The sequence below is a fragment of the Ekhidna sp. genome, assembly GCF_965212185.1.
GTDB lineage: Bacteria > Bacteroidota > Bacteroidia > Cytophagales > Cyclobacteriaceae > Ekhidna.
The window spans coordinates 951003-970415 of record NZ_OZ243102.1; the positions used below are offsets into that span (position 1 = coordinate 951003).

Below are 19413 nucleotides of genomic sequence, written 5' to 3' on the forward strand. Positions count from 1 at the left end.
CCTCAATTTAACTGAGCGTAAATAAACTTCTCATTAAGAATATTGATTGCGTATCCTCTCTGCATTAACAACTCCTGAATTTCCCTCGCAATGTTTCGTTGGTTTTTGTTGTATCTAGAAGCAATTGCCAGGTTTTTAGGTTTCGATTTCGATAAGCCTTCTAAGGCCTCAAATTCAGCTCCGTTAAGCTGAATAAGCATAAAATCTACTTCATTGACTTTTTGATCTGACAAGATTTTATCAAGCGTATTTACTTCAATTACCAAAGCTTCCTGGTCTTGATAGACGATATCAATGCTTCCTGATTGATAATCAGTAGTCTTGCGCTGAAATGTTTTTTGGTCGTTCTCATTCCACACACCTTTAGGAACAATGGTTACGTTTTCAATTTCATTAATTGCAATATTTTTTCGTAAATACTCAATATTATCAGGAATTGGTTCAATAGCTATTATATGTCCATCAGGACCTACTTTTTTCGATAAATAGAGGGTATAGTAACCTCTAAATGCACCCATTTCTGCAATTACATTGCCTTCTTTTACGTGATAAAAAGCTTCTTTTGCAGGTCCTCCCCATTTCAAGTTCCCTTCATAAAATCTGATAACAATATCAATTGCAACCTGATAACAGTGAAATGGAAGTTGATTTTTAACAGATTTGGAAAGGATAGTTGAGTAAAATTTTTTTTCTTTTCCGGCAGGCTTTGGACCGTAAAAAGTCATTCCATCTTTGAGGGTTACAAAAGCATGCCCGTCAGAATCCAGACCTGCTTCTTTAATTTGCAGCTCGCTAATTCGTCTGGTGACCACAAATTTTTGATATAGATAACGAAGAATTTTAGTCATTTTTAATTGTTAGCAAAAGAGAAGCGGCAAAAAGCATCCAGGCATCTCCCCATCTTACATAGGCAGTTTTGTCCTTAGCTCCGTTTTTTAAAATGCGATAATAATAAGAACCATCTGCATACATATTATCCACCGTCCATTTAAATAATTCATGCGCTTGATTTAAGTAGCTCTCATTAATTTCTGACAGAAGAATTTTAGTGATAATACTTTGAGCACAGCATTGAATGTCAATCGGGTATTTTTTTAGATTGGTCAGAAAAGGAACTCCCCGAGATGAAAAAAGTTGATTCTCGTAATATTCAATACTCTTTTTGAATTCGTATTGAAAGCTAAATTTTTCTTTCAAATATTTTTGAATAAGAAAAGCTCCTTCTATGTTATAACCCGTATGGTAGTTATCTATTTTGCTTGGCTGATTGTTGGGAAGCTTGGCATAGTACCATGATCCATTGTCATTTATTTCGGAAAATGTAAAATTAGCGGATGTCAAGGCTCGTTTGGCATATTTTTCCTCCTTTGTAAAATGAAAAAGTGTGGCAAGAAATCCTGCTGCCATCATATTGGGATTATGAACCTGATGCTGATCTATTGTAGTGTAGGCAAAGCATGTTTTCTCATTTTGATCATGCGATAGCGGCATTTCATTGAGAAAAAAATTCCCAACATCAATCGCTCTGACTAAGTGCCTGGAATCCTTGGTTATAGAATATGCGTCAAGAAACATTTTCCCAACTTGTGATGTCACCGTCGTTCGTGGCGTATTGGCGGGTATAATTTTCTTTGAAAACCAATCATATGGCTGACCCCAGGCTGAATGTTTAAAACCCGTACTCTTTTGATCTAGTATTCTATTAATTAATTCATTTGCCTGTTTCTGGTAGACCTTTTCTTTTGAATACTCATACATCCTGAGTAATCCTCTCACTATGAAAGCATTTGATTGAGCAAAATCCTTTTTACCAACGCCATATAAGGCTCTTAAAGTTGATGTGAAATGTTTTAAGAGGATGTTATGTGGGTATTTGATGTATTTACCAAAAAGTTTTCCATAACACCATTGATCAATTTTTAAAAAATAAGGCTGAGATGTTATATCACACAAGTCATAGCTTTTGTAGGCTTGTCTTTTCAGGTGTTCACTGTGCTCAATGAGAATTTTTGATACAAATTCCTCGTTCATAAAACGTATTGATACTTTTTACTTAATTCACCGCAAATAGCTTTCAGAGCTTCTTTATCAGCTACATTCCAATTTTTGTGGGACGGAAAATGCTTTTCTTTTTGAACGTTTCTTTTCGTATTAAGCCAGTGTTTCAGTTTTTGATCATGAAAATCTAACTGTAAAGATTTACATAATTCTTTCAAAGCTGGAAACTCTCGTCTGGTGAAATCATACGAGAAGGTTCTTTCCGGATGTTGATTTTTGAAATCTTCAATGAATAAATTGGTCTCATTCCAGACCCATCCGATTTTTTGGACACGGGAATAATCAGACCATGCGCTCAAATCTTTGGGAACAATTATCTTTTCAGTTGCCGCTTTATTATGATCAAACCAACCGCGATTCATGCCCGAGGTGACAAAATCACCCGGATGCCGATAGAGGTGCACAAACCTTGCTGATGGGAATAGTTTAGCCAAAGCGTGCGCAAAAAAAGTGATGTGATTATTGGTTTCGATAAACCTCTTATCGGTTTTATAAGCGTACCTCAAATGCTGTTCCCTTCCTGTAAAATACACCTGAGTTGATACCTGATGTACCAAAGACTGATCTACTCCCTGCTGTATCAATTCATAGATAAACTTATTCTGAATGGAAAAATTGGGAGTCGGATTATGAAAGACAATTGCATTCTTTTTTTTGCTTATGACATGGGAAAACCACTCAGTTCCACACCTGCCTGTCGAAAGAAAGAAAATGGGATCTTCAATGATATGAGGGCTTGCAAAAAGCTCTTCGGAGCTTACTTTCCGAATGGGCTTCCCAAATTTCGAAATCCAATACAATTGGTCTATCAATTTGCTGATCTTCATAGCTCATGCTCATCCAATAATTCAACAAGCGTTTTGCCCGTCAAAGCTACGGGTTGTTGATCTGAAACCAATGCGAGGATGGTTTCATATATTTCTGTTACACCTGGGTAAAGTGTTTCATCAAAAAATGAGTTGTGCCATAATAGGGTGAAAATCCCGTGATGCTTTTTGACAGCATCCAGCATTGATTGAATTGAATCAAGCATAGTCTTTCTATCCAAATTTCGATAATGGAATAAAGTAACGTCCATTGCCATTAGAGGAAATTGCCATACATCAATACTTTTTTGATTTTGAAAATCATAAGGTTTGAAGGGCAAACAAAAAGAGTTTCTGAAGCCTTCATGTTCTGCAAAACCATAGCTACTATCATACATTAACCCCACCTTTTCATGATTTTTAAAAGTGAGTGGTAAATCTAACCACAGTCGATGCTGTCTGCCACCAGATATATTTACATCGGCATTTTCCTTTAACCATCTGATTTCTTTTGCTAATAATTGAGCGTCTCCGGCTGTTGGCGTTGTTCCGTGAATTCCAATTTCATGCCCATGAGTTTTTAGGGTCTCAAACAGCGTAATTAACCTTTTTTCATCAAATTGATACCTGGAGTCCCCCGTTTTGTTTTTCGCAAGAAAAAAATAGGATGCCTTAATCCTATGTTTTTGCTCAAGCCTCAGCAGATAATCGAAATTCCAATAAGGATTAGCCCTCCACGGATTGATAAACTGGAAGGCTGAAAGCAAGGTGGCTTTTATAATTTTAACTTTGGAATACGTTGACTTAGCCAATCCCAATAGTTCTTTGATCTTATAGCCCAAATGGGGCCAGCCATATTTGTCTATCACATCAATATCATGTGAGAGCAGGAAACCAAATGATTCGAAGATTTTCCTTTTGGCTAAAAGGGGTTTTCCATGGTGCTTAAGAAAGGCATTGACACCTGCTAAAATCAAATCAAAATATTCATTGACAATGGGGCGTTCAATGATATTTAGCTTTTTCTGAATTGACCCATCATATTTGACTCTCCCCCAATGATCTCGCTCGGCATTAACAAAGTGTTCATCATATCCGCTTAATAGATAAAAAGCAGATTTTAGTAAATCCTGATGAAAAACAAGATTTCCATCATTGTCTATAGAATAAATAGCCTTATCATCAGCTGCGAAAAGTACGGGAAGGTCATTGATGATTGAAATGGTTAAATCACCGGTGTGAGGAATGAATATAATTTGATTAGAAACATCAGCATTGTACTTATAATGAATACGTTCGCTCAATATCTTGGTATCCATAATTAAGTCAAGATGAGAAATCACATATTGAATTTCAGGCTCATTGAGAGATTTATTCATTTTTCAGAATTCGTTGTTGGTTTGAAATCAAAGAGAAAAAATGTGAAACTTGCAGCACTACAAAAATAGGTAAGCCAAAAATATGAAAGTAGGTGTGATCGTCGATAACGAATATAGCTCGGATGTACGAGTAAAAAGGGAAGTACGATTACTTAAAACCTTGGGATATGAAGTCTATATCCTGTGTTTATCCTTCAATAAAATCTTTAGTTATCAGGAAGATGGTGTTTTCATTTCTCCACTTTTCATTTCTAAAAAGCATAAAAACATACTTTATTTTCTAATGAATACCATCCCCCTGTATGAATGGTGGTGGCGTAAGCGTATAAAAAGATTTTTAAATGTGTATAAACCACAAATCGTTCACACGCATGATCTATACATGTCCAAGTGTGTCAGGCAAGGTATTAAGGATTCAAAATGGGATATTCCCATGATTCTTGATTTACATGAGAATTATCCGCACGCTATTCAAAGCTATAAATGGACCCAGGGGTTTATTCGCACGCTGCTAGTGCAACCAAAAAAATGGATTAAGAAGGAGGCCAGGTACCTGAGTTATGCAGATCGATTAGTGGTTTTAAGTCAAGACTTTAAGGATTCATTGTTAGAAAGGTATCCAAACTTAAAGGAGGAGAATTTACTTGTGTTTCCAAATGTTGTAGATACAGAAGAGTTTGATCAATTTGAGGTTAAATCCATCGAAACCGAATTGCCTGAAAAACCTCGGGTACTCTACTTTGGAATAGTAGCAGATAGGCGAGGGATTTTCAGATCATTAAAGGCTTTTGAAGAACTGCTCACTGATGGGGTCAAATTCTCCATGATCATTGTTGGGCCGGTTGACAGTGGTGATAAAGACCGGTTCTTTCAGGAGATCAATAAATCAATTTTTAAGGATTCGCTTCTTTACATACCATGGATTGAATTGTCGGTGCTCCCATCATACCTCAAAGCATGTGATCTGGCCCTGGCTCCATTCGATAAAAATCCGCAGCATGAATCAGGTATCGCAAACAAAATCTTCCAATACATGTATGGCGGGCTTCCGATTTTAGCATCTGACTGCAAGCCCCAACAAGAGCTTATAGAAAAGCACAACATCGGAGAGGTTTTCACTTCTGATAATGAATTAACACTTAAACTCAAATACTTAATTGAGCATGAAAATGATCGAAAGGCAATGGGAGAAAGGGCTTATAAAGTATTGATTAACGAGTTTCATCATGAAGCGTTTATACCTCAATTTAAATCTCTTTACGAAAATCTACTTTCCTAAACCAACCTTCGAACCGGCCCTTTTCCACATTTCAATTAGTTCTTTGGATGGTTTGGCAAAGAGCACGAACAAAAGGAAGATTAATGATAAGATCACGCTTCTCACAAGAATATCGATAAGCACAAAGTCTGCATAAACAAATTGACTATTAATAAATAAACACAACGGTATGATGGCGATAGTGGGTAAAGTCCATTTAGAAAATGGCGAAAAATCAAACTTCGTCTTGATGTAGAAAAATTTTATCAGATTAAAAAGAAAAAAAGTAAGGAGTGAAGCATATGCAGCACCTTCTATTCCATAGCGCGGAATCAAAAGCAAGTTAGAACAGACCGTCATAACTCCCAGTGAAGCTATCAAGATGATATTTACTCGATAATGATCAGACATGACGATTATTTCACCATTTGTGCTGAAAATCATATTGATCAGCTTCGCAAAACCAATAATATAAACAATGGTGAGTCCGGAGCTATAGATTTCACCATTCGGCATGAGTGAGTAGATGTTCGGGAGATTTATTACGATTCCCAGGAAAATATAAGCTCCGATAATAAGCTGATTGATTGATGCTTTTTTATAATCCTGATTAATCTTCTGAAGTCGACCTGCTTTAAAATCTTTAACCATAATTGGCTGAGTGATTTGAGCAATAAACCTCCTAGGCATTTCTATTACCACAGCCATAAAAATAGCAGTTGTGTAGATCGCATTGGGAGCTAATCCCAGGTATTTTGAAATCATTATTTGGTCCACCTGGAGTACGGCGGCAGTGCCTAATCCACTTAGAAGTGCGTATCTGGCATAAAGAAAAAACTCGCCGGAACCTGCATCTTTTATTTCACTTTTTGAAGCGGAAAACCGAAACCTGAATTTCCTGATTACAAAAACGAAAGTGATGGCAATAATCAATAGATAGATGTAGCCTTGATAAACAAGGAAATGATGTACGTCTATTAAAGCAAATCCAACCAGTACTACTGCCACAGCCTGCAATCCTTTGTAAAGGGATTCCCTGATGAAGCTAGGCGTGGTGATATCTTTCTTAGCCTTCAGAATCGCTTCCAGTAAGCCGTATACACCCATTAAAAATATCAATAACAAGATCAACCACAGGTAGTCATTGATAGCAGGTGCATTTTCAATAAAATAGGTCTTAAGCCAGGGTCTGAGTAAGAGGGCAATCCCAATCAATATGAATGAAAGTGCCCCGAAAACAACAACTCCCAGATAAACCAAAATACCATTTTGACGCTCGGTATTTCTTGGGAAAAAGCGAAGAAAGGCACTTCTGAGCCCAAACAGTGGAATAGGAGCAAACAGCGCTGCTGTGCTTAAAATCGTTCTGTAAAGTCCTATTTCATCCGGGGTGAGGTATTTGGGCATCAATACCACGACATTGAGGTAACCGATACCGACACCAATATATGCTGCAATTGATGACCAGAAACTCTGCCGAATAACTATGCCCACTCCTTATGTAAGGTTATGTTTGATTTCTAATCCCAAAACACCCGCAAAGAGAAGTAGAATCAGTAGGCTGGATATCATGGTGACCGTATTCCCAATAAAATAGGTCTGAGGCTGAAACTCAAATACCACCTTATGATTGCCTTCCGGTAATTCCAATGCACGAAGTACATAATTAGCTCTGAGTATTTCTACCTCATCACCATTGAGGTAGGCTTTCCACCCTTCCGGATAATAAATTTCAGAAAACACTCCCAGTGCACGTCCACCACTAACATTTGCAGAGTAGGAGACTTTATTTGGTGTTTTCTCGGATAGCGTAATAATACCCGATCCGGAAACGGCTGGTATTTCAAATTTCGATTGATCAATAACAGCTTCAATTTTTGAGTTAATAGAACAAACCTGACTGATTTCTTCATCCGGTGAATTAACTGGAATGACTTTAGTAACAGTCCATGCGTTTCCATTTGCATAACGATTGGCAAATACTGCATTAGCCTGAGTTCCTGCATACATATATTTTGTATTTAACATATTTAAAACAGGAAGACCAGAGAAGTCCATTGACTGACTTTGTAAAGTTTGAAAAGCAGTTTGCAACTCAGATTGCATGCAATAATCAATTAAATCCTGGTAACGTCGGATTTTTGCTCCATGATAGCCTCCAATGGATTCATGGAAATAAGAAGTACGATTCTCATTAAATGGGTTTTGTAGGTTCAATACACGGTCACCTGGCGTTGTTTGCGATACTAACATTTGATCTGCTCCGTTCATTTGGAAAAAATCTCCGGTAGGATCTTTTACAAATTTTCCCTCTCCTAAAAATCGTTTAGTAAGTGAAAATGAATCTACAAAAACCAGGAAGGCCAAACCAATCATTACTTGACTAGTTTTCACTCGTTTCTTAAACAATGTCCAGTTAATAACCGCAAATGCTACTACAAACATGAGAGCTCTTAAGGTATCTCGAATCAATAACGATTTCCGATCTTCACGAATAGCCTCTATAAACCACTCTGGTAATTGCGAATCTATGGTTCCTCTATATCCAAGTGCACCTGAAATAAGCAGTAATGCAATCAAAAATCCACCACCTACTCCAAAGGTGATAAAAACTTTTTTCTTTAAATCTGAATTCCATTCTGAGCTGGCTAGTTTTTCTAAAGCAATGAAACCAAGTAAATTCATTGCGAAAATGCTGATAATGATGGTGAAGGTCACCGATCTAAACTTGTTGTATCCCGGTAGGTAGTCAAATAGGAAATTATTGAAAGCTTCAAAATTCTTACCCCAACTCATCATAAGTCCGATGATTGTAAGTGCAATCAGCCAAACCTTCTGCTGTTTTGGAAGCACCACTATGCCTAGAATGAACAGAATAACTGTCAAAGTACCAGCATAATACGGGGCAGTCAATGGCTGATCACCCCAATAGGTCGGTATTGCTTTTACTTGCTGAGCTATTTGACTTCTGTTATATCCAGCTCCTCTTAATGCATCTGCAACAGCTGATTTGGTTGAGAGTTCTTGCTGAGATGATCCCCCGAAGATGTTCGGTACAAAAAGAAATAAGGGCTCCACGATTCCATTGCTATATCGAAAGGCGTATTCTTTATCCAGGCCTGAAGAAGCCACTGCATCACTTTTTAATTCTGATTTTCCCCTGATGGTGTATTTGCTGTATTCTAATGTTGTTGCCAGCCTTCCATAATTAGCTCCAACAGCCAGAATAGCAGCGACTATGAGTAATCCAGCTTTGATAGAAAAAGCTTTGAAATCTTTGCTTTTCAAGACCTTGATTAACTCATTGATCCCGTATGCAAGGACGATCAGTGCGAGGTAGTAGGTAATTTGTGGGTGATTGGTTCTAATCTGAAGACCTAAAGCAAGTGCTGTTAGTCCAAAACCAATCCATTTTTTCCCTTTGAATGTTAGGTGAATTCCAGCCAAAACAAGTGGCATCAATGCTACAGCTGCAATTTTGGCGTTATGGCCTGCCATTATTCCAATAATATTAAATCCATTCAGTCCGAATGCAATCGCTCCAGCTGCAGCTATTATTGGTCTTACTTTAAAACTTAGAAGCAGGATATAAAAACTAACGAACGCTACAAATAAAATTCCCTCCGGATGCCCCATCCCCAATCGCATAACACTATAAGCAATCTGGAGCAGGTCTCCTGAATATTGAACACCTGTGAGGTACGCGGGCATACCACTAAACATATACGGATTCCAGAGCGCTTCTTCACCTGTTTCAGCCCTAAATTCAATCAACTGATTATTACCCCCTTTTCCCTGCAAAATATCATGTTGACTGATTTGCTTATCTCCCAAAAATGAAGGGTAGTAAACCAAGAGGGTTATGATTAGAAATGAGAGCAATACAAGCCCGTGGGTTAAGATGTCTTTTTTTAGCGTTACGTTCATTTTGGAAGATTGATTTTTAAGAATCGTTCAAAGGTAGAATGAATGATTTTATTGATGTCTTCTGAGATTTTAAAGCGATATATTAGGAGAGTAAAAATTAATGCTGTTAAGATTGATCTGATCACAATATTAATTACAGGATGAAGATTTGGTTGAATTGTAAACGCCAAGAATACAATAATTAATCCAATCGCTATCAATGGTAAATGAGTCTTTATAAAGGGATACATATCAAAATGGTATTTGATAAATAACATCTTTACAAATACATGTATAGTGATTGTAAGTAAATAACTAGTAACAGCTCCATTTAAACCATATTTTGGAATAAGAAAATAATTGAGTGCGATTAGAAGAATAGCTGCTAATGCTTGAAAAAGCAGGTTGTATTTGTATAGTTTGGAGTAGCTAATTATCTCTCCACTAAAACTGGAAACCATTAAAACTAGCTTTGCCAAACAAACACCAATCACGACCCAAAAACCTTTCTGAAATTCATCTCCTTTTGGTATAAAGTTTAATAGATCCTGTAGGTTGGTTACTATGCCGATGAAGATTAGCATACCAATAATAGACATGGTAATCGAACTTCTTTTGTAAAGCTGTGATACTTCTTTAAAATTGTTTTTTTCTAGCTCTGATGATAGGATAGGGGTAATCACTTTCGCCATATTTCTTTTTGGCATTTCTACAATAAGAGCGATGAAAAAGCAAGTGGTAAATATTCCATTCATTTCTGGTCCCAGAATGGCAGTAATTTGATCATAAGATACATTGTTGATTAAGGCAAATGTGCCAGCCATTAGCATAGAATAAGATCCAAATTTTAAAAGTTTATATCGCCATTCGCCATTTATTATTCCAATTCGAAAGTCGAATCGAAATCCAAATATTAAAAGTTGTATCAAAAGAAATAAAAATGCGGAAAAGTAAACGACACCTAATCCAACGATAGCTGAATCAAAATTCCACCAATTTATTGCATATCCTATAACCAATAATAATGATCCAAATCGTAAGTAAATGTCTCTTAAGAAAGAAGGAAATAGGACCTTCATAATCGTTTTACCATAATTGAAAAACAAATCAAAAAAGCTATTTGAAACGATTATGATTGCGGTAATCGATAAGTAGTTAATATAATCAGGTGCAGATTCGATATACCTTGAAGCAATAATATTCTTCATAAAATATCCTGCTGTTAATATGATCGCATTTCCAATTACTGTTATAAGAAAAAGAAAACTAAAAAATCGGTGTTTATTCTTAGTTTGAAATGCTGGAAAGAATTTGATGTATGAGTTTCCCATACCAAATGATGAAACAGGGGAAACAATCATCGCATGAGAGGTGATCAGGGTAAAAAGTCCAATCTGTTCCAGATCAAAAAATTCAGCCCTAAAGTATAGAGTATTAACATAACCTACTATTACTCCTAAGTATGCGATCACAGTCCCCCAAAAGCTTTGTTTGATTACTACTCCCACTCAGATCAATTAGAAAAACCACAATTTAATTGAAAGTGCCACTACCATCACTAAAAGAATTATTCGTATCAAACGATCGCTTTTACCAACCGACCAGCGACTGCCAATCCATGCACCAACTGAGTTTCCAACTGCCAGGGAAAGACCATATTCCCACCTAATCTTCCCTTCGAGATAAAATACAATGACAGCAGCTGCTGTATAGCAAAGGATAACAAAAACTTTAATGCTATTCGTTTTGGCCATACCCAATCCATGAACAGTGGTAAGTGCAGCTATAATCAGGAAGCCTATTCCCGCTTGAATGAATCCACCATATATCCCTAAAAAGAAAAAGATGACAATACTTACCCACGTATTTTTCTTATCAATGATTTCGTTTGGATCTACTTTAATTGAAGGCTTAAAGATTGAAATTCCCATGACTATCAACATGACTACAGCAAGTATTCTATTGAAAACTTTATCCCCAATTTCTACCGCGATATTGGATCCGATAATTGCACCAATGATGGCAGGAATGGCTACATATAGTGCAAAAGGAAAAACATACACCCCCTTGCTGCGATATCCGGCAACTGAAAAGATATTTTGAATAAAGATTGCCACTCGATTTGTACCATTTGCTTCAGCGGAAGGCAGTCCCATAAAAATTAGAAGCGGCATAATCAGCAATGAACCACCACCGGCAATACTATTTACAAACCCAGCGAATACACCGGCAAATATTAAGAGTATTCCTTCTAAAAAAGACATTTCAAAGTTTATAATCTGTGAGTTTGCAATCTAATGGATCGTCACATTCGGCCAGTAAGGTCATGTGGTTTTTTAAGGAGGTAGGGTGCAATTCCAACGGGCACATTTCAACTAAAGGAATCAATGTAAATCTTCTTTCGGGTATGCCAGGGTGAGGAACTGTTAATTGATCGCTTTTTAAAACCGTTTCATTATAGTACAAGATATCAATGTCAATACTCCGCTCTCCCCATTTCTCTTTCCTAATTCTTCCGATAGATTTCTCAACCTCAAGAATCATATTTAGTAATACTTCGGGTGTTGACGATGTTTCGATTTGTAAAACCACATTTAAAAACCAATCCTGATTCTCCTTACCCCAAGGCTCAGTTTCATAAATAGAAGATTCATCAACGATTTGTATTCCCTTGGAAATTAGCAGCTGCTCGGCTTCACGAAGGTATTCCAACCGATTGCCCATATTACTACCCAACAGGAGGTAAATTCCGTTCATATACTTTCCTGATCAATTGTTTATTAAGGTCGTCTTACTTTTGTGGTTTATCTATATTCTAAAAGTAAATAGTTGTAGATAATCTAAAGACAAACTAAACGTAGGAATAACTAATACATGGCATTTTTAAGAAATCTTTTGGCAACCGTAGTGGGCCTATTCATTTTCTCAATCATTGGTTTCTTTATACTTATTGGAATTTTTGCCTCGGCATCAGCAGATGAGAAGCCAACTATAAAAACTAATTCTGTGCTTCATTTCCCAATGACGGGATTTTTGATGGAGAAAACTGTAGATGATCCGTTTATAAATGCCTTTTCTGACGGTCCCACTCCTTTGAGCTTATTAGATATTATAACAGCGATCAATAAAGCAAAAACTGATGACCGCATCAAAGGAATTTATCTGGAGCCAATGTATCTGGCCGGAAGCTATGCTGGTCTTCAGGAAATCAGAGATGCGCTATTAGATTTTAAAGAGTCTGGTAAATTTATCTATGCCTATGGCGAATACATAAGTGAGTCAGATTATTATGTAGCCTCCGTTGCTGATAGCTTATTCATTAATCCCACTGGAGCAATAGAATTCAATGGACTAGATGTAAATATTACTTTTTTTAAGGGGATGTTTGATAAGCTTGATATTCAACCTGAAATTTTCAGAGTTGGTGAGTTTAAAAGTTACGTAGAACCTTACATTAGAAAAGACCTAAGTGCTGAAAATAGACTTCAGTACACTGAATTGTTGACTTCAATGTATAACATCTATTTAAACAATGTTTCAAATTCAGTTCAAATTCCTGTTGAAAAGCTTGCCGACATTTCAAATGAAATGATTGTAAACCTACCTGAAGATGCAGTGGATGTTGGACTGATTCACAAGGTTGGGTATGAGGATGAGCTAAAAAGTGTAATGAAAGAGAAACTGGGACAGGCTGAGGATAAGAATCTTCGAACGATGAAGATGAATAAGTACATCCAGGCAATATCCATTGAAAGTGATTACTCAACTAACAGAATTGCTGTTATTGTAGCTGAAGGTGATATTATGATGGGCGGGGATGAAGGTATTGTTGGCAAGACCTACGCTGATGAAATTAGAAAAGCTCGAAATAACGATAAAATCAAGGCAATAGTGATGCGAGTAAACTCTGGAGGAGGTAGCATGACAGCTTCGGATATGATCTGGAGAGAGTTAATGTTGACAAAAGGCAAGAAACCAATCATCGCTTCGATGGGTGGTGCAGCAGCTTCAGGCGGCTATTACATTGCTATGCCTGCGGATACAATTCTAGCACAACCCAATACCATTACAGGTTCCATTGGAATATTCGGAATGTGGTTCAATTTTGGAGAATTTCTTGAAAACAAGATTGGTATTACTCATGATGTTGTGAAAACAGGTGAGTACTCAGATATTTATACCGTCACCCGGCCATTGAGAGATTCAGAAAGAGCAATTATTCAAAGAGGTGTAAATAATGGATATGAAGTATTTACGCAGAAAGTTGCTGATGCCAGAGGGATGTCGCAAGATGAGGTGAAGGAAATTGCTGGGGGTAGAGTCTGGAGTGGCGAACAAGCAATAGAAAATGGACTTGTAGATCAGCTAGGAAGCTATCAGGATGCCATTGAGTTAGCAGTGAAAGCCGCAGGAATTGAAGATGACTATTCGGTATCACATTATCCAAGGAAGAAACCATTTATTGAGGAAGTGCTGGAAAAGATGAGTGCGAAAGTACAGTTTACCTTATTTGGTATGGATACAGACCCATTATCGAAAGCAGTTAAAGAACTTAACCAGCACAAAGGTCTCCAAGCTAGGCTACCGGGGAATTTGGAAGTGAGGTAAAGTGAATAAATAATCACTAGATCAAAGGCTTATTTCATATCAAGATTTGTAAAAATGAATTGATATCTAAATATCTCTAATTCAATCCAATCTTTTTGAGTTAATGCCCCGCTATGTCCAGATCCGGGAGTGATATATATTGTATATAATTTAGAATTGTCTGCAATTGATTGAAGTTTTGCCAAAAACTTGTATGAATGAAATGGAGGTACTCGATCATCAGAGTCACCGGTAATTAAGAGCAAATTAGGATATGATAATTGTTTTATATTATGATAAGGTGAGTATTTAATTAAATTGTCATAATCAGATTCAATTTCTGAACTACCAAATTCCGACATGTTAGTTTGATTTGAGCCAGTAGTGTATTTGTGATACCTTAACATGTCAAAAGGACCTGCTTCAGCAATAGCAGCTTTGAATAAATCTGGTCTTTGCAATATTGCAGCACCAACCAATAATCCTCCATGAGAAGCTCCTTGAATAATAATTTTGTCTGGTGAAGTATATTTATTTTCAACTAGATATTCTGCTGAATAAATAAAATCATCGATTGCATTTTGCTTATTCTCTCTCCTTCCTGAATCTGCCCACTTGGAACCTTTGGCCCCACCCCCTCTTACATTAGGTATAACAAGTACTCCTCCCTTTTTAAGAAATAATGCATTCGTTTCAAGAAAAAATGGTGTAAGTGTAGTGCCATAGCCCCCATATCCATATATAAGAACTGGGTTATTGCCATTTAATTTGATATTTTTCTTGCATGTTATATACATTGGTACACGTGTCCCATCTTTTGATTCATATTCAACATATTTAGTATGAAATGATGTTGCCTTGTATGGAACAGAAAGTTTCTCAATTGGCTCTACTTCTAAAGATTCTAGTGATATTTGATAGTGAAGAGGTGGATGATAAAATGATGTCAATGAGAAATTTGTCCGATTAACACTAGTGTCATATTCATAGAGGTAGTTTATTTTTTTACCAACTGCAAATCGAAGTTTCTTAAGTAGATCTCCTCTCTTATTATAGATCATCGCGATATGCCGACCGTCTTTAAAATATGTACAAGCAAACTTATTTTTTCCTAAGGGGCTTATTCTTTCTAAAATACCATCGTCTTCAGGAACAACTTCAAATAGTGAATTTGGCTTGTAAATATTTGCTATAAGAATGCGTCCATTTGGAGCATTCCAGTCTGTTTTTAGATAAACAGAGTCTTTCAAAATGTAAGCTATTTCCCATCTAGATTGTGTTGAGTCTTGGATAGTTAAGAACGGATTCAGGAAAAAAGCTTCCTGGTCAAGATCGGCAAATGAAAGAAGATGATACAATTTTTCACGAGATTTTTGATAATGGGAAACAAAAAGTTTGTTTTCCTTAATTGTGAAATAGGCACTGCTAATTCCTTCAGTGTCAGGATTAGTGTATAGTACTTTTGGAATGGTGTCATTTTCAAAATCCATCTTTAAGATTTTCTGCCCGTTTATGTTTGATAGTGGAGATAGAGAATCAGGATTGGAATAAGTATCATAGTATAATGCATTATTATTCCATTTTATGGTACTTCCAGTTCTTAAATTGTCAATAACTAATGGTAGACGGGTGCCGGCTTTGAGTTCAAAAAAATATCCAGTCAACCAATCACTACCATTTATAGATATGACTACTACAGCAATGCAAGTTCTTCATTGACAATGATGTTTGAATAATCAAGACGTTCTCTTCTATCATTAAGAATATGTCTTGGTTTAATTAAAGTATTGAACTTGCTTTCATCTCTTAACTTATAAATAAGATTTGGTGACTTTCCATAATTAATCCATTTGGTATCAAAAATGTACTTTGACTTATTTTCATAATAAACTGTTTTGTAGTTGGCCGTCTTATTTCTTTTTATACCTAGGACGACAGTGGCTATTTGTTTTTGCAATTGAAGCAAATGAGATCGATTATACAGTTTTTTAGCAAATGATTTCTGATCATCTATCCATGAGTCTAATCTTGGATCATCTAGATTCTCCATCCACTGGTAAGGATCTTCTATTACATCATTATAGTATATATCTTTTATTTCCTCAGTAGGTGCCTCAACGTAGTTATAGTTTTTCTGTGAGTATGAGAGAAGTGTAATAATGCAAAAGAAAACACTGTATAAAATTTTATTCATTGGTATTGAGAATTATCTCAAAATTAAAGTCAGTATTTTGATCAATTACATTCCTCTATCAACTTTCTCTTTAAGGCAATTAAATTTCTTTGACGGGGTATATGACAAGTCTTTCGTTCCCAGTAGATAAGAAGAAAGGATAAGAGATATAATCCAACAATTAGTAGCCATTTCTCTAGAGAAGCGCCCTGGCTAATCATTTTTGCAAATAAATAAACAGACATTGGTGCCAGGTATCCGACGATCATTAGATAGCTAAACCTTACAATATGGTTGGTGTTAGAAATGGCATGGTCTAATTCACCAATCATGCTTCGATCAAATTTATTTTCTGAAGCTATCCGCTTCCATCTGAAATACTGAATATAAATCACTGTGGCGGCCATGATTCCAGCTCCCATAAAATCCCAATTATGTGAATCTCCCAATGCATCGATAAATAGAATAATTGCTACTACACCATTAATGATGCTTATCAGTATTTCAACCATATTAATTCTCTTGCTTGCAGCATCTTTCTTCTTACCAATTCTTTTGTGAAGCGCACTTTCGTTAATCGCATACATGGTTTCTCCTTTTTGTTCGCTCCAGATTTTTTGCATTTCCTCAAACTCCATATTCGTATTGTTTAGAGTTGTTTACTAATTGTTTTTTGATCCGGTGAATTTTCACTCCTATGTTGCTCTCTGAGATTCCCATCATTTGGGACATCTCTTTGTAACTGTAGCCATCCAGGAGTAAAAGTGTTAGCGATCGATCGATTTCATTAAACTGCTTGATTTGCTCATAAAGCCAAGAAATTCGTTCATCTACAGGCTCATCATTAGCTTCAAGAATGTGACCTACCTTATCCACTTCTTGATGTCCATTCACATGCTTTTTTTCTTTAGTACTCCACTTAATCGCCGTATTCAGAGCAATTCGGTAGAGCCAGGTAGAAACTGCAGATGAACCTTTGAAGTTGGGAACTGAACGAAATACCTGAATGCATACATCTTGAAACAGATCGTTTTGATCATCGGTGGTAAATGCATAGGCACGTATCACTTTGAATAATAATGCCCGGTATTCACCCAGCCATTCAGTAAAGATTTGTCGTTGTTCACTTTCTTTCATTTCCGAATCGTTAACCCACTAGTCCGGGAACGAAGAGATTTCTTACAAGAAAGTAAGATTTTTTATTGAAACCCTATTTAATTAGGATGATATATAGCTATGATGGTTATTTAAGCTGATCCTCAACACTCTTAGTGATTGCTGATTCAACTTCACCAGTATGAGCTGTACTCTTATTTTCAATTAGCATAATGTGGCATTCATTTTCTGATGAAACACGATGATTAACTCCTCTCTTCACCACATAGAAATCACCTTTTCTCATGATAAATGCATCTTTCCCTTCTTCCTCAAATAGTAATTCTCCTTCCAATATGAAAAAAGCTTCATCTTCATTTGCATGATTATGCCATGGGATATCTTCTCCCATGATCTTGGCTACTTTGACATATATATCATTCACTTCACCAATCACTTTTGGGGAGAAGTACTCATTTACTTTAGAAAGATGGTCTTTGATATTCATGGAATAAATATAGGGTAAATGTCAGTCTGAGCAGTGTAGACGACTACTTTTGCGACATGCCTATCCATGAACTGGTAGTTACTCCTGAAGTTGGCTTTAATCAAAAAGCTCTTGATCAATATTTGGAGGTAAACGGACTAAAAAAAGTTAATCAGTTTTCCGACATATTGAGAAGGTCAGTAGATGCGCGTCAGAAAACCATCAAAGTAAACCTGAGAGTTGAAGTCAGGGATACGCCACCCGAGGTTGAGTATGTTGAATATTCCAAAAAGGATCATGATGTTCGCAATGCAGTCCCTGTCATTATTGTAGGAGCCGGACCGGCCGGATTATTTGCAGCAATTAAGGCGATTGAAAATGGACTTAAGCCAATCATTCTAGAGCGAGGTAAAGATGTTAGATCACGTAGAAGAGACCTTGCAGCCATAAATAAAGAACATTTAGTAAATCCTGAAAGCAACTACTGTTTTGGAGAAGGAGGAGCTGGGACATACTCTGACGGGAAGCTGTATACCCGTTCGAAAAAAAGAGGGAGTATAAGGAGAGTTTTTGAAATCTTGGTTGCGCACGGTGCTACGCCCGACATTCTATTTGAAGCACACCCACATATCGGAACGAATAAATTACCAAAGCTGGTAACCGCATTGCGTGAGACCATTGAAGAAGCAGGAGGAGAGGTCCATTTCAATACAAAGGTGATTGATTTGATTATAGAAAATGGAGAAATGCATGGTGTGATTACGGAGCAAGGAGAAGTGAAAGGAGTAGCAGTGGTACTTGCAACTGGTCATTCTGCCAGAGATATCTTCCGTCTTTGTCAATCTCGGAAATTCAAAATTGAAGCTAAGCCATTTGCACTTGGAGTAAGAATTGAGCACCCACAGCAACTCATTGATCAAATTCAATACAAGTGTGATAATCGGGGTGAATACCTTCCTGCTTCTGCCTATTCATTGGTTTCTCAAACAACCCTGAAAGGAAAAGAAAGGGGAGTTTTTTCGTTTTGCATGTGTCCCGGCGGATTCATTGTTCCTGCAGCAACTGCGCCCGGAGAATTGGTTGTCAATGGAATGAGTCCTTCAAGACGTGACAGTAAATATGCGAATTCAGGTATGGTTGTAGCTGTTGAACTAGAGGACATTCCAGAATTCCAAAAGTATGGTGAGCTTGCTGCAATGGAATTTCAGGCGTCAGTGGAAAGGGAAGCTTGGAAAATGGGAGGAAAAACACAAGTGGCTCCTGCGCAAAAAATGGTTGATTTTGTGAATGGAAAGTTATCTGATTCATTGCTCGATACTTCATATCAACCAGGACTGCATTCTACTGATATGCTAGAAGTTCTCCCTCATTTTATTGGAAAGCGCCTTCGGCAAGGCTTTCAATATTTTGGAAAGAAAATGAAAGGATATCTTACGAATGAAGCTCAGATTATTGGTGTAGAAAGTCGCACTTCATCTCCGGTTAGAATTCCTCGAGATAATGAAACCTGTGAACATATTGAAATTAAACGACTTTTTCCATGTGCCGAAGGAGCTGGATATGCAGGAGGTATCGTTTCTGCTGCAATGGATGGTGAGAGGTGTATGGAAGGCATTTTAAATTTATACTTCCGTAAATAAGAGTGAAATTTTTGGAGTTTAGTT

The 19413-nt window shown here is 36.9% G+C and carries 17 protein-coding genes; 3 read left to right on the forward strand and 14 right to left on the reverse strand.

Features of this window, described 5'->3' with window-relative positions; all coding sequences use genetic code 11:
• Nucleotides 1-2: 2 nt before the first annotated feature.
• The 4 genes from ACOMC3_RS04330 to ACOMC3_RS04345 are packed head-to-tail and all read right to left on the reverse strand — an operon-like array spanning nt 3 to nt 4243.
• Nucleotides 3-848 carry an FkbM family methyltransferase gene (locus tag ACOMC3_RS04330; RefSeq protein ID WP_420318302.1) on the reverse strand — a complete coding sequence of 282 codons (846 nt, stop codon included), beginning with the start codon at nt 846-848 and terminating at the stop codon, nt 3-5.
• Complete coding sequence (locus ACOMC3_RS04335) at nt 841-2031, reverse strand: glycoside hydrolase family 88 protein (protein WP_420318303.1); 1191 nt, start codon at nt 2029-2031, stop codon at nt 841-843. The genes ACOMC3_RS04330 and ACOMC3_RS04335 overlap by 8 nt, the downstream gene beginning before the upstream one ends.
• Nucleotides 2028-2885: a sulfotransferase gene (locus ACOMC3_RS04340; RefSeq protein WP_420318304.1), complete on the reverse strand. Its 858-nt coding sequence runs from the start codon at nt 2883-2885 to the stop codon at nt 2028-2030. The genes ACOMC3_RS04335 and ACOMC3_RS04340 overlap by 4 nt, the downstream gene beginning before the upstream one ends.
• Nucleotides 2882-4243 carry a polysaccharide deacetylase family protein gene (locus ACOMC3_RS04345; protein WP_420318305.1) on the reverse strand — a complete coding sequence of 454 codons (1362 nt, stop codon included), beginning with the start codon at nt 4241-4243 and terminating at the stop codon, nt 2882-2884. Before ACOMC3_RS04345 ends, ACOMC3_RS04340 begins: the two co-directional genes overlap by 4 nt.
• 82 nt (nt 4244-4325) lie before the next feature.
• On the opposite strand from ACOMC3_RS04345, the gene ACOMC3_RS04350 reads away from it, so the two are divergent.
• Nucleotides 4326-5522, forward strand: a complete 1197-nt coding sequence (locus ACOMC3_RS04350) for a glycosyltransferase (protein ID WP_420318306.1) — start codon at nt 4326-4328, stop codon at nt 5520-5522.
• On the opposite strand, the gene ACOMC3_RS04355 is transcribed toward ACOMC3_RS04350, so the two are convergent.
• From ACOMC3_RS04355 to folK, 5 genes are read right to left on the reverse strand one after another with little or no spacing between them, the layout of a single operon-like run.
• The gene (locus tag ACOMC3_RS04355; protein WP_420318307.1) at nt 5511-6995 is read right to left on the reverse strand and encodes a polysaccharide biosynthesis C-terminal domain-containing protein; all 1485 of its coding nucleotides are present in this window, start codon (nt 6993-6995) and stop codon (nt 5511-5513) included. The two genes, ACOMC3_RS04350 and ACOMC3_RS04355, sit on opposite strands and share 12 nt — an antisense overlap.
• Nucleotides 6996-6998: 3 nt before the next feature.
• Nucleotides 6999-9428: a YfhO family protein gene (locus ACOMC3_RS04360; RefSeq protein WP_420318308.1), complete on the reverse strand. Its 2430-nt coding sequence runs from the start codon at nt 9426-9428 to the stop codon at nt 6999-7001.
• Nucleotides 9425-10915 (reverse strand): lipopolysaccharide biosynthesis protein, encoded by a 1491-nt coding sequence (locus ACOMC3_RS04365; RefSeq protein ID WP_420318309.1) that lies wholly within the window; start codon nt 10913-10915, stop codon nt 9425-9427. Before ACOMC3_RS04365 ends, ACOMC3_RS04360 begins: the two co-directional genes overlap by 4 nt.
• 9 nt (nt 10916-10924) lie before the next feature.
• Nucleotides 10925-11671 carry a sulfite exporter TauE/SafE family protein gene (locus ACOMC3_RS04370; RefSeq protein WP_420318310.1) on the reverse strand — a complete coding sequence of 249 codons (747 nt, stop codon included), beginning with the start codon at nt 11669-11671 and terminating at the stop codon, nt 10925-10927.
• Between the two features lies 1 nt (nt 11672).
• Complete coding sequence (gene folK / locus ACOMC3_RS04375; RefSeq protein WP_420318311.1) at nt 11673-12164, reverse strand: 2-amino-4-hydroxy-6-hydroxymethyldihydropteridine diphosphokinase; 492 nt, start codon at nt 12162-12164, stop codon at nt 11673-11675.
• Between the two features lie 117 nt (nt 12165-12281).
• Between folK and sppA the strand changes: the two genes are divergently transcribed.
• Nucleotides 12282-14015: a signal peptide peptidase SppA gene (gene sppA / locus ACOMC3_RS04380; RefSeq protein WP_420318312.1), complete on the forward strand. Its 1734-nt coding sequence runs from the start codon at nt 12282-12284 to the stop codon at nt 14013-14015.
• Nucleotides 14016-14044: 29 nt separating this feature from the next.
• On the opposite strand, the gene ACOMC3_RS04385 is transcribed toward sppA, so the two are convergent.
• The 5 genes from ACOMC3_RS04385 to ACOMC3_RS04405 all read right to left on the reverse strand — a co-directional run bounded on the left by ACOMC3_RS04385 (nt 14045) and on the right by ACOMC3_RS04405 (nt 17770).
• Nucleotides 14045-15697, reverse strand: coding sequence for a prolyl oligopeptidase family serine peptidase (locus ACOMC3_RS04385; protein WP_420319304.1), 1653 nt, complete (start codon nt 15695-15697; stop codon nt 14045-14047).
• Nucleotides 15688-16188, reverse strand: coding sequence for a hypothetical protein (locus tag ACOMC3_RS04390; RefSeq protein ID WP_420318313.1), 501 nt, complete (start codon nt 16186-16188; stop codon nt 15688-15690). Before ACOMC3_RS04390 ends, ACOMC3_RS04385 begins: the two co-directional genes overlap by 10 nt.
• Before the next feature lie 41 nt (nt 16189-16229).
• Nucleotides 16230-16805, reverse strand: a complete 576-nt coding sequence (locus tag ACOMC3_RS04395) for a hypothetical protein (RefSeq protein WP_420318314.1) — start codon at nt 16803-16805, stop codon at nt 16230-16232.
• Nucleotides 16795-17304 carry an RNA polymerase sigma factor gene (locus tag ACOMC3_RS04400; RefSeq protein ID WP_420318315.1) on the reverse strand — a complete coding sequence of 170 codons (510 nt, stop codon included), beginning with the start codon at nt 17302-17304 and terminating at the stop codon, nt 16795-16797. Before ACOMC3_RS04400 ends, ACOMC3_RS04395 begins: the two co-directional genes overlap by 11 nt.
• Nucleotides 17305-17410: 106 nt before the next feature.
• A complete protein-coding gene (locus ACOMC3_RS04405) occupies nt 17411-17770 on the reverse strand; it encodes a cupin domain-containing protein (RefSeq protein ID WP_420318316.1) in 360 nt (119 codons plus the stop codon).
• A 56-nt stretch (nt 17771-17826) separates the two neighbouring features.
• Between ACOMC3_RS04405 and ACOMC3_RS04410 the strand changes: the two genes are divergently transcribed.
• Nucleotides 17827-19389: an NAD(P)/FAD-dependent oxidoreductase gene (locus tag ACOMC3_RS04410; protein WP_420318317.1), complete on the forward strand. Its 1563-nt coding sequence runs from the start codon at nt 17827-17829 to the stop codon at nt 19387-19389.
• The last annotated feature ends 24 nt before the right edge of the window (nt 19390-19413 follow it).

Coding starts and splice junctions, on each gene's coding strand:
- ACOMC3_RS04330 (WP_420318302.1), bottom strand. CDS start 848: ATGACTAAAATTCTTCGTTATCTATATCAAAAATTTGTGGTCACCAGA.
- ACOMC3_RS04335 (WP_420318303.1), bottom strand. CDS start 2,031: ATGAACGAGGAATTTGTATCAAAAATTCTCATTGAGCACAGTGAACAC.
- ACOMC3_RS04340 (WP_420318304.1), bottom strand. CDS start 2,885: ATGAAGATCAGCAAATTGATAGACCAATTGTATTGGATTTCGAAATTT.
- ACOMC3_RS04345 (WP_420318305.1), bottom strand. CDS start 4,243: ATGAATAAATCTCTCAATGAGCCTGAAATTCAATATGTGATTTCTCAT.
- ACOMC3_RS04350 (WP_420318306.1), top strand. CDS start 4,326: ATGAAAGTAGGTGTGATCGTCGATAACGAATATAGCTCGGATGTACGA.
- ACOMC3_RS04360 (WP_420318308.1), bottom strand. CDS start 9,428: ATGAACGTAACGCTAAAAAAAGACATCTTAACCCACGGGCTTGTATTG.
- ACOMC3_RS04370 (WP_420318310.1), bottom strand. CDS start 11,671: ATGTCTTTTTTAGAAGGAATACTCTTAATATTTGCCGGTGTATTCGCT.
- folK (WP_420318311.1), bottom strand. CDS start 12,164: ATGAACGGAATTTACCTCCTGTTGGGTAGTAATATGGGCAATCGGTTG.
- sppA (WP_420318312.1), top strand. CDS start 12,282: ATGGCATTTTTAAGAAATCTTTTGGCAACCGTAGTGGGCCTATTCATT.
- ACOMC3_RS04390 (WP_420318313.1), bottom strand. CDS start 16,188: ATGAATAAAATTTTATACAGTGTTTTCTTTTGCATTATTACACTTCTC.
- ACOMC3_RS04395 (WP_420318314.1), bottom strand. CDS start 16,805: ATGGAGTTTGAGGAAATGCAAAAAATCTGGAGCGAACAAAAAGGAGAA.
- ACOMC3_RS04400 (WP_420318315.1), bottom strand. CDS start 17,304: ATGAAAGAAAGTGAACAACGACAAATCTTTACTGAATGGCTGGGTGAA.
- ACOMC3_RS04405 (WP_420318316.1), bottom strand. CDS start 17,770: ATGAATATCAAAGACCATCTTTCTAAAGTAAATGAGTACTTCTCCCCA.
- ACOMC3_RS04410 (WP_420318317.1), top strand. CDS start 17,827: ATGCCTATCCATGAACTGGTAGTTACTCCTGAAGTTGGCTTTAATCAA.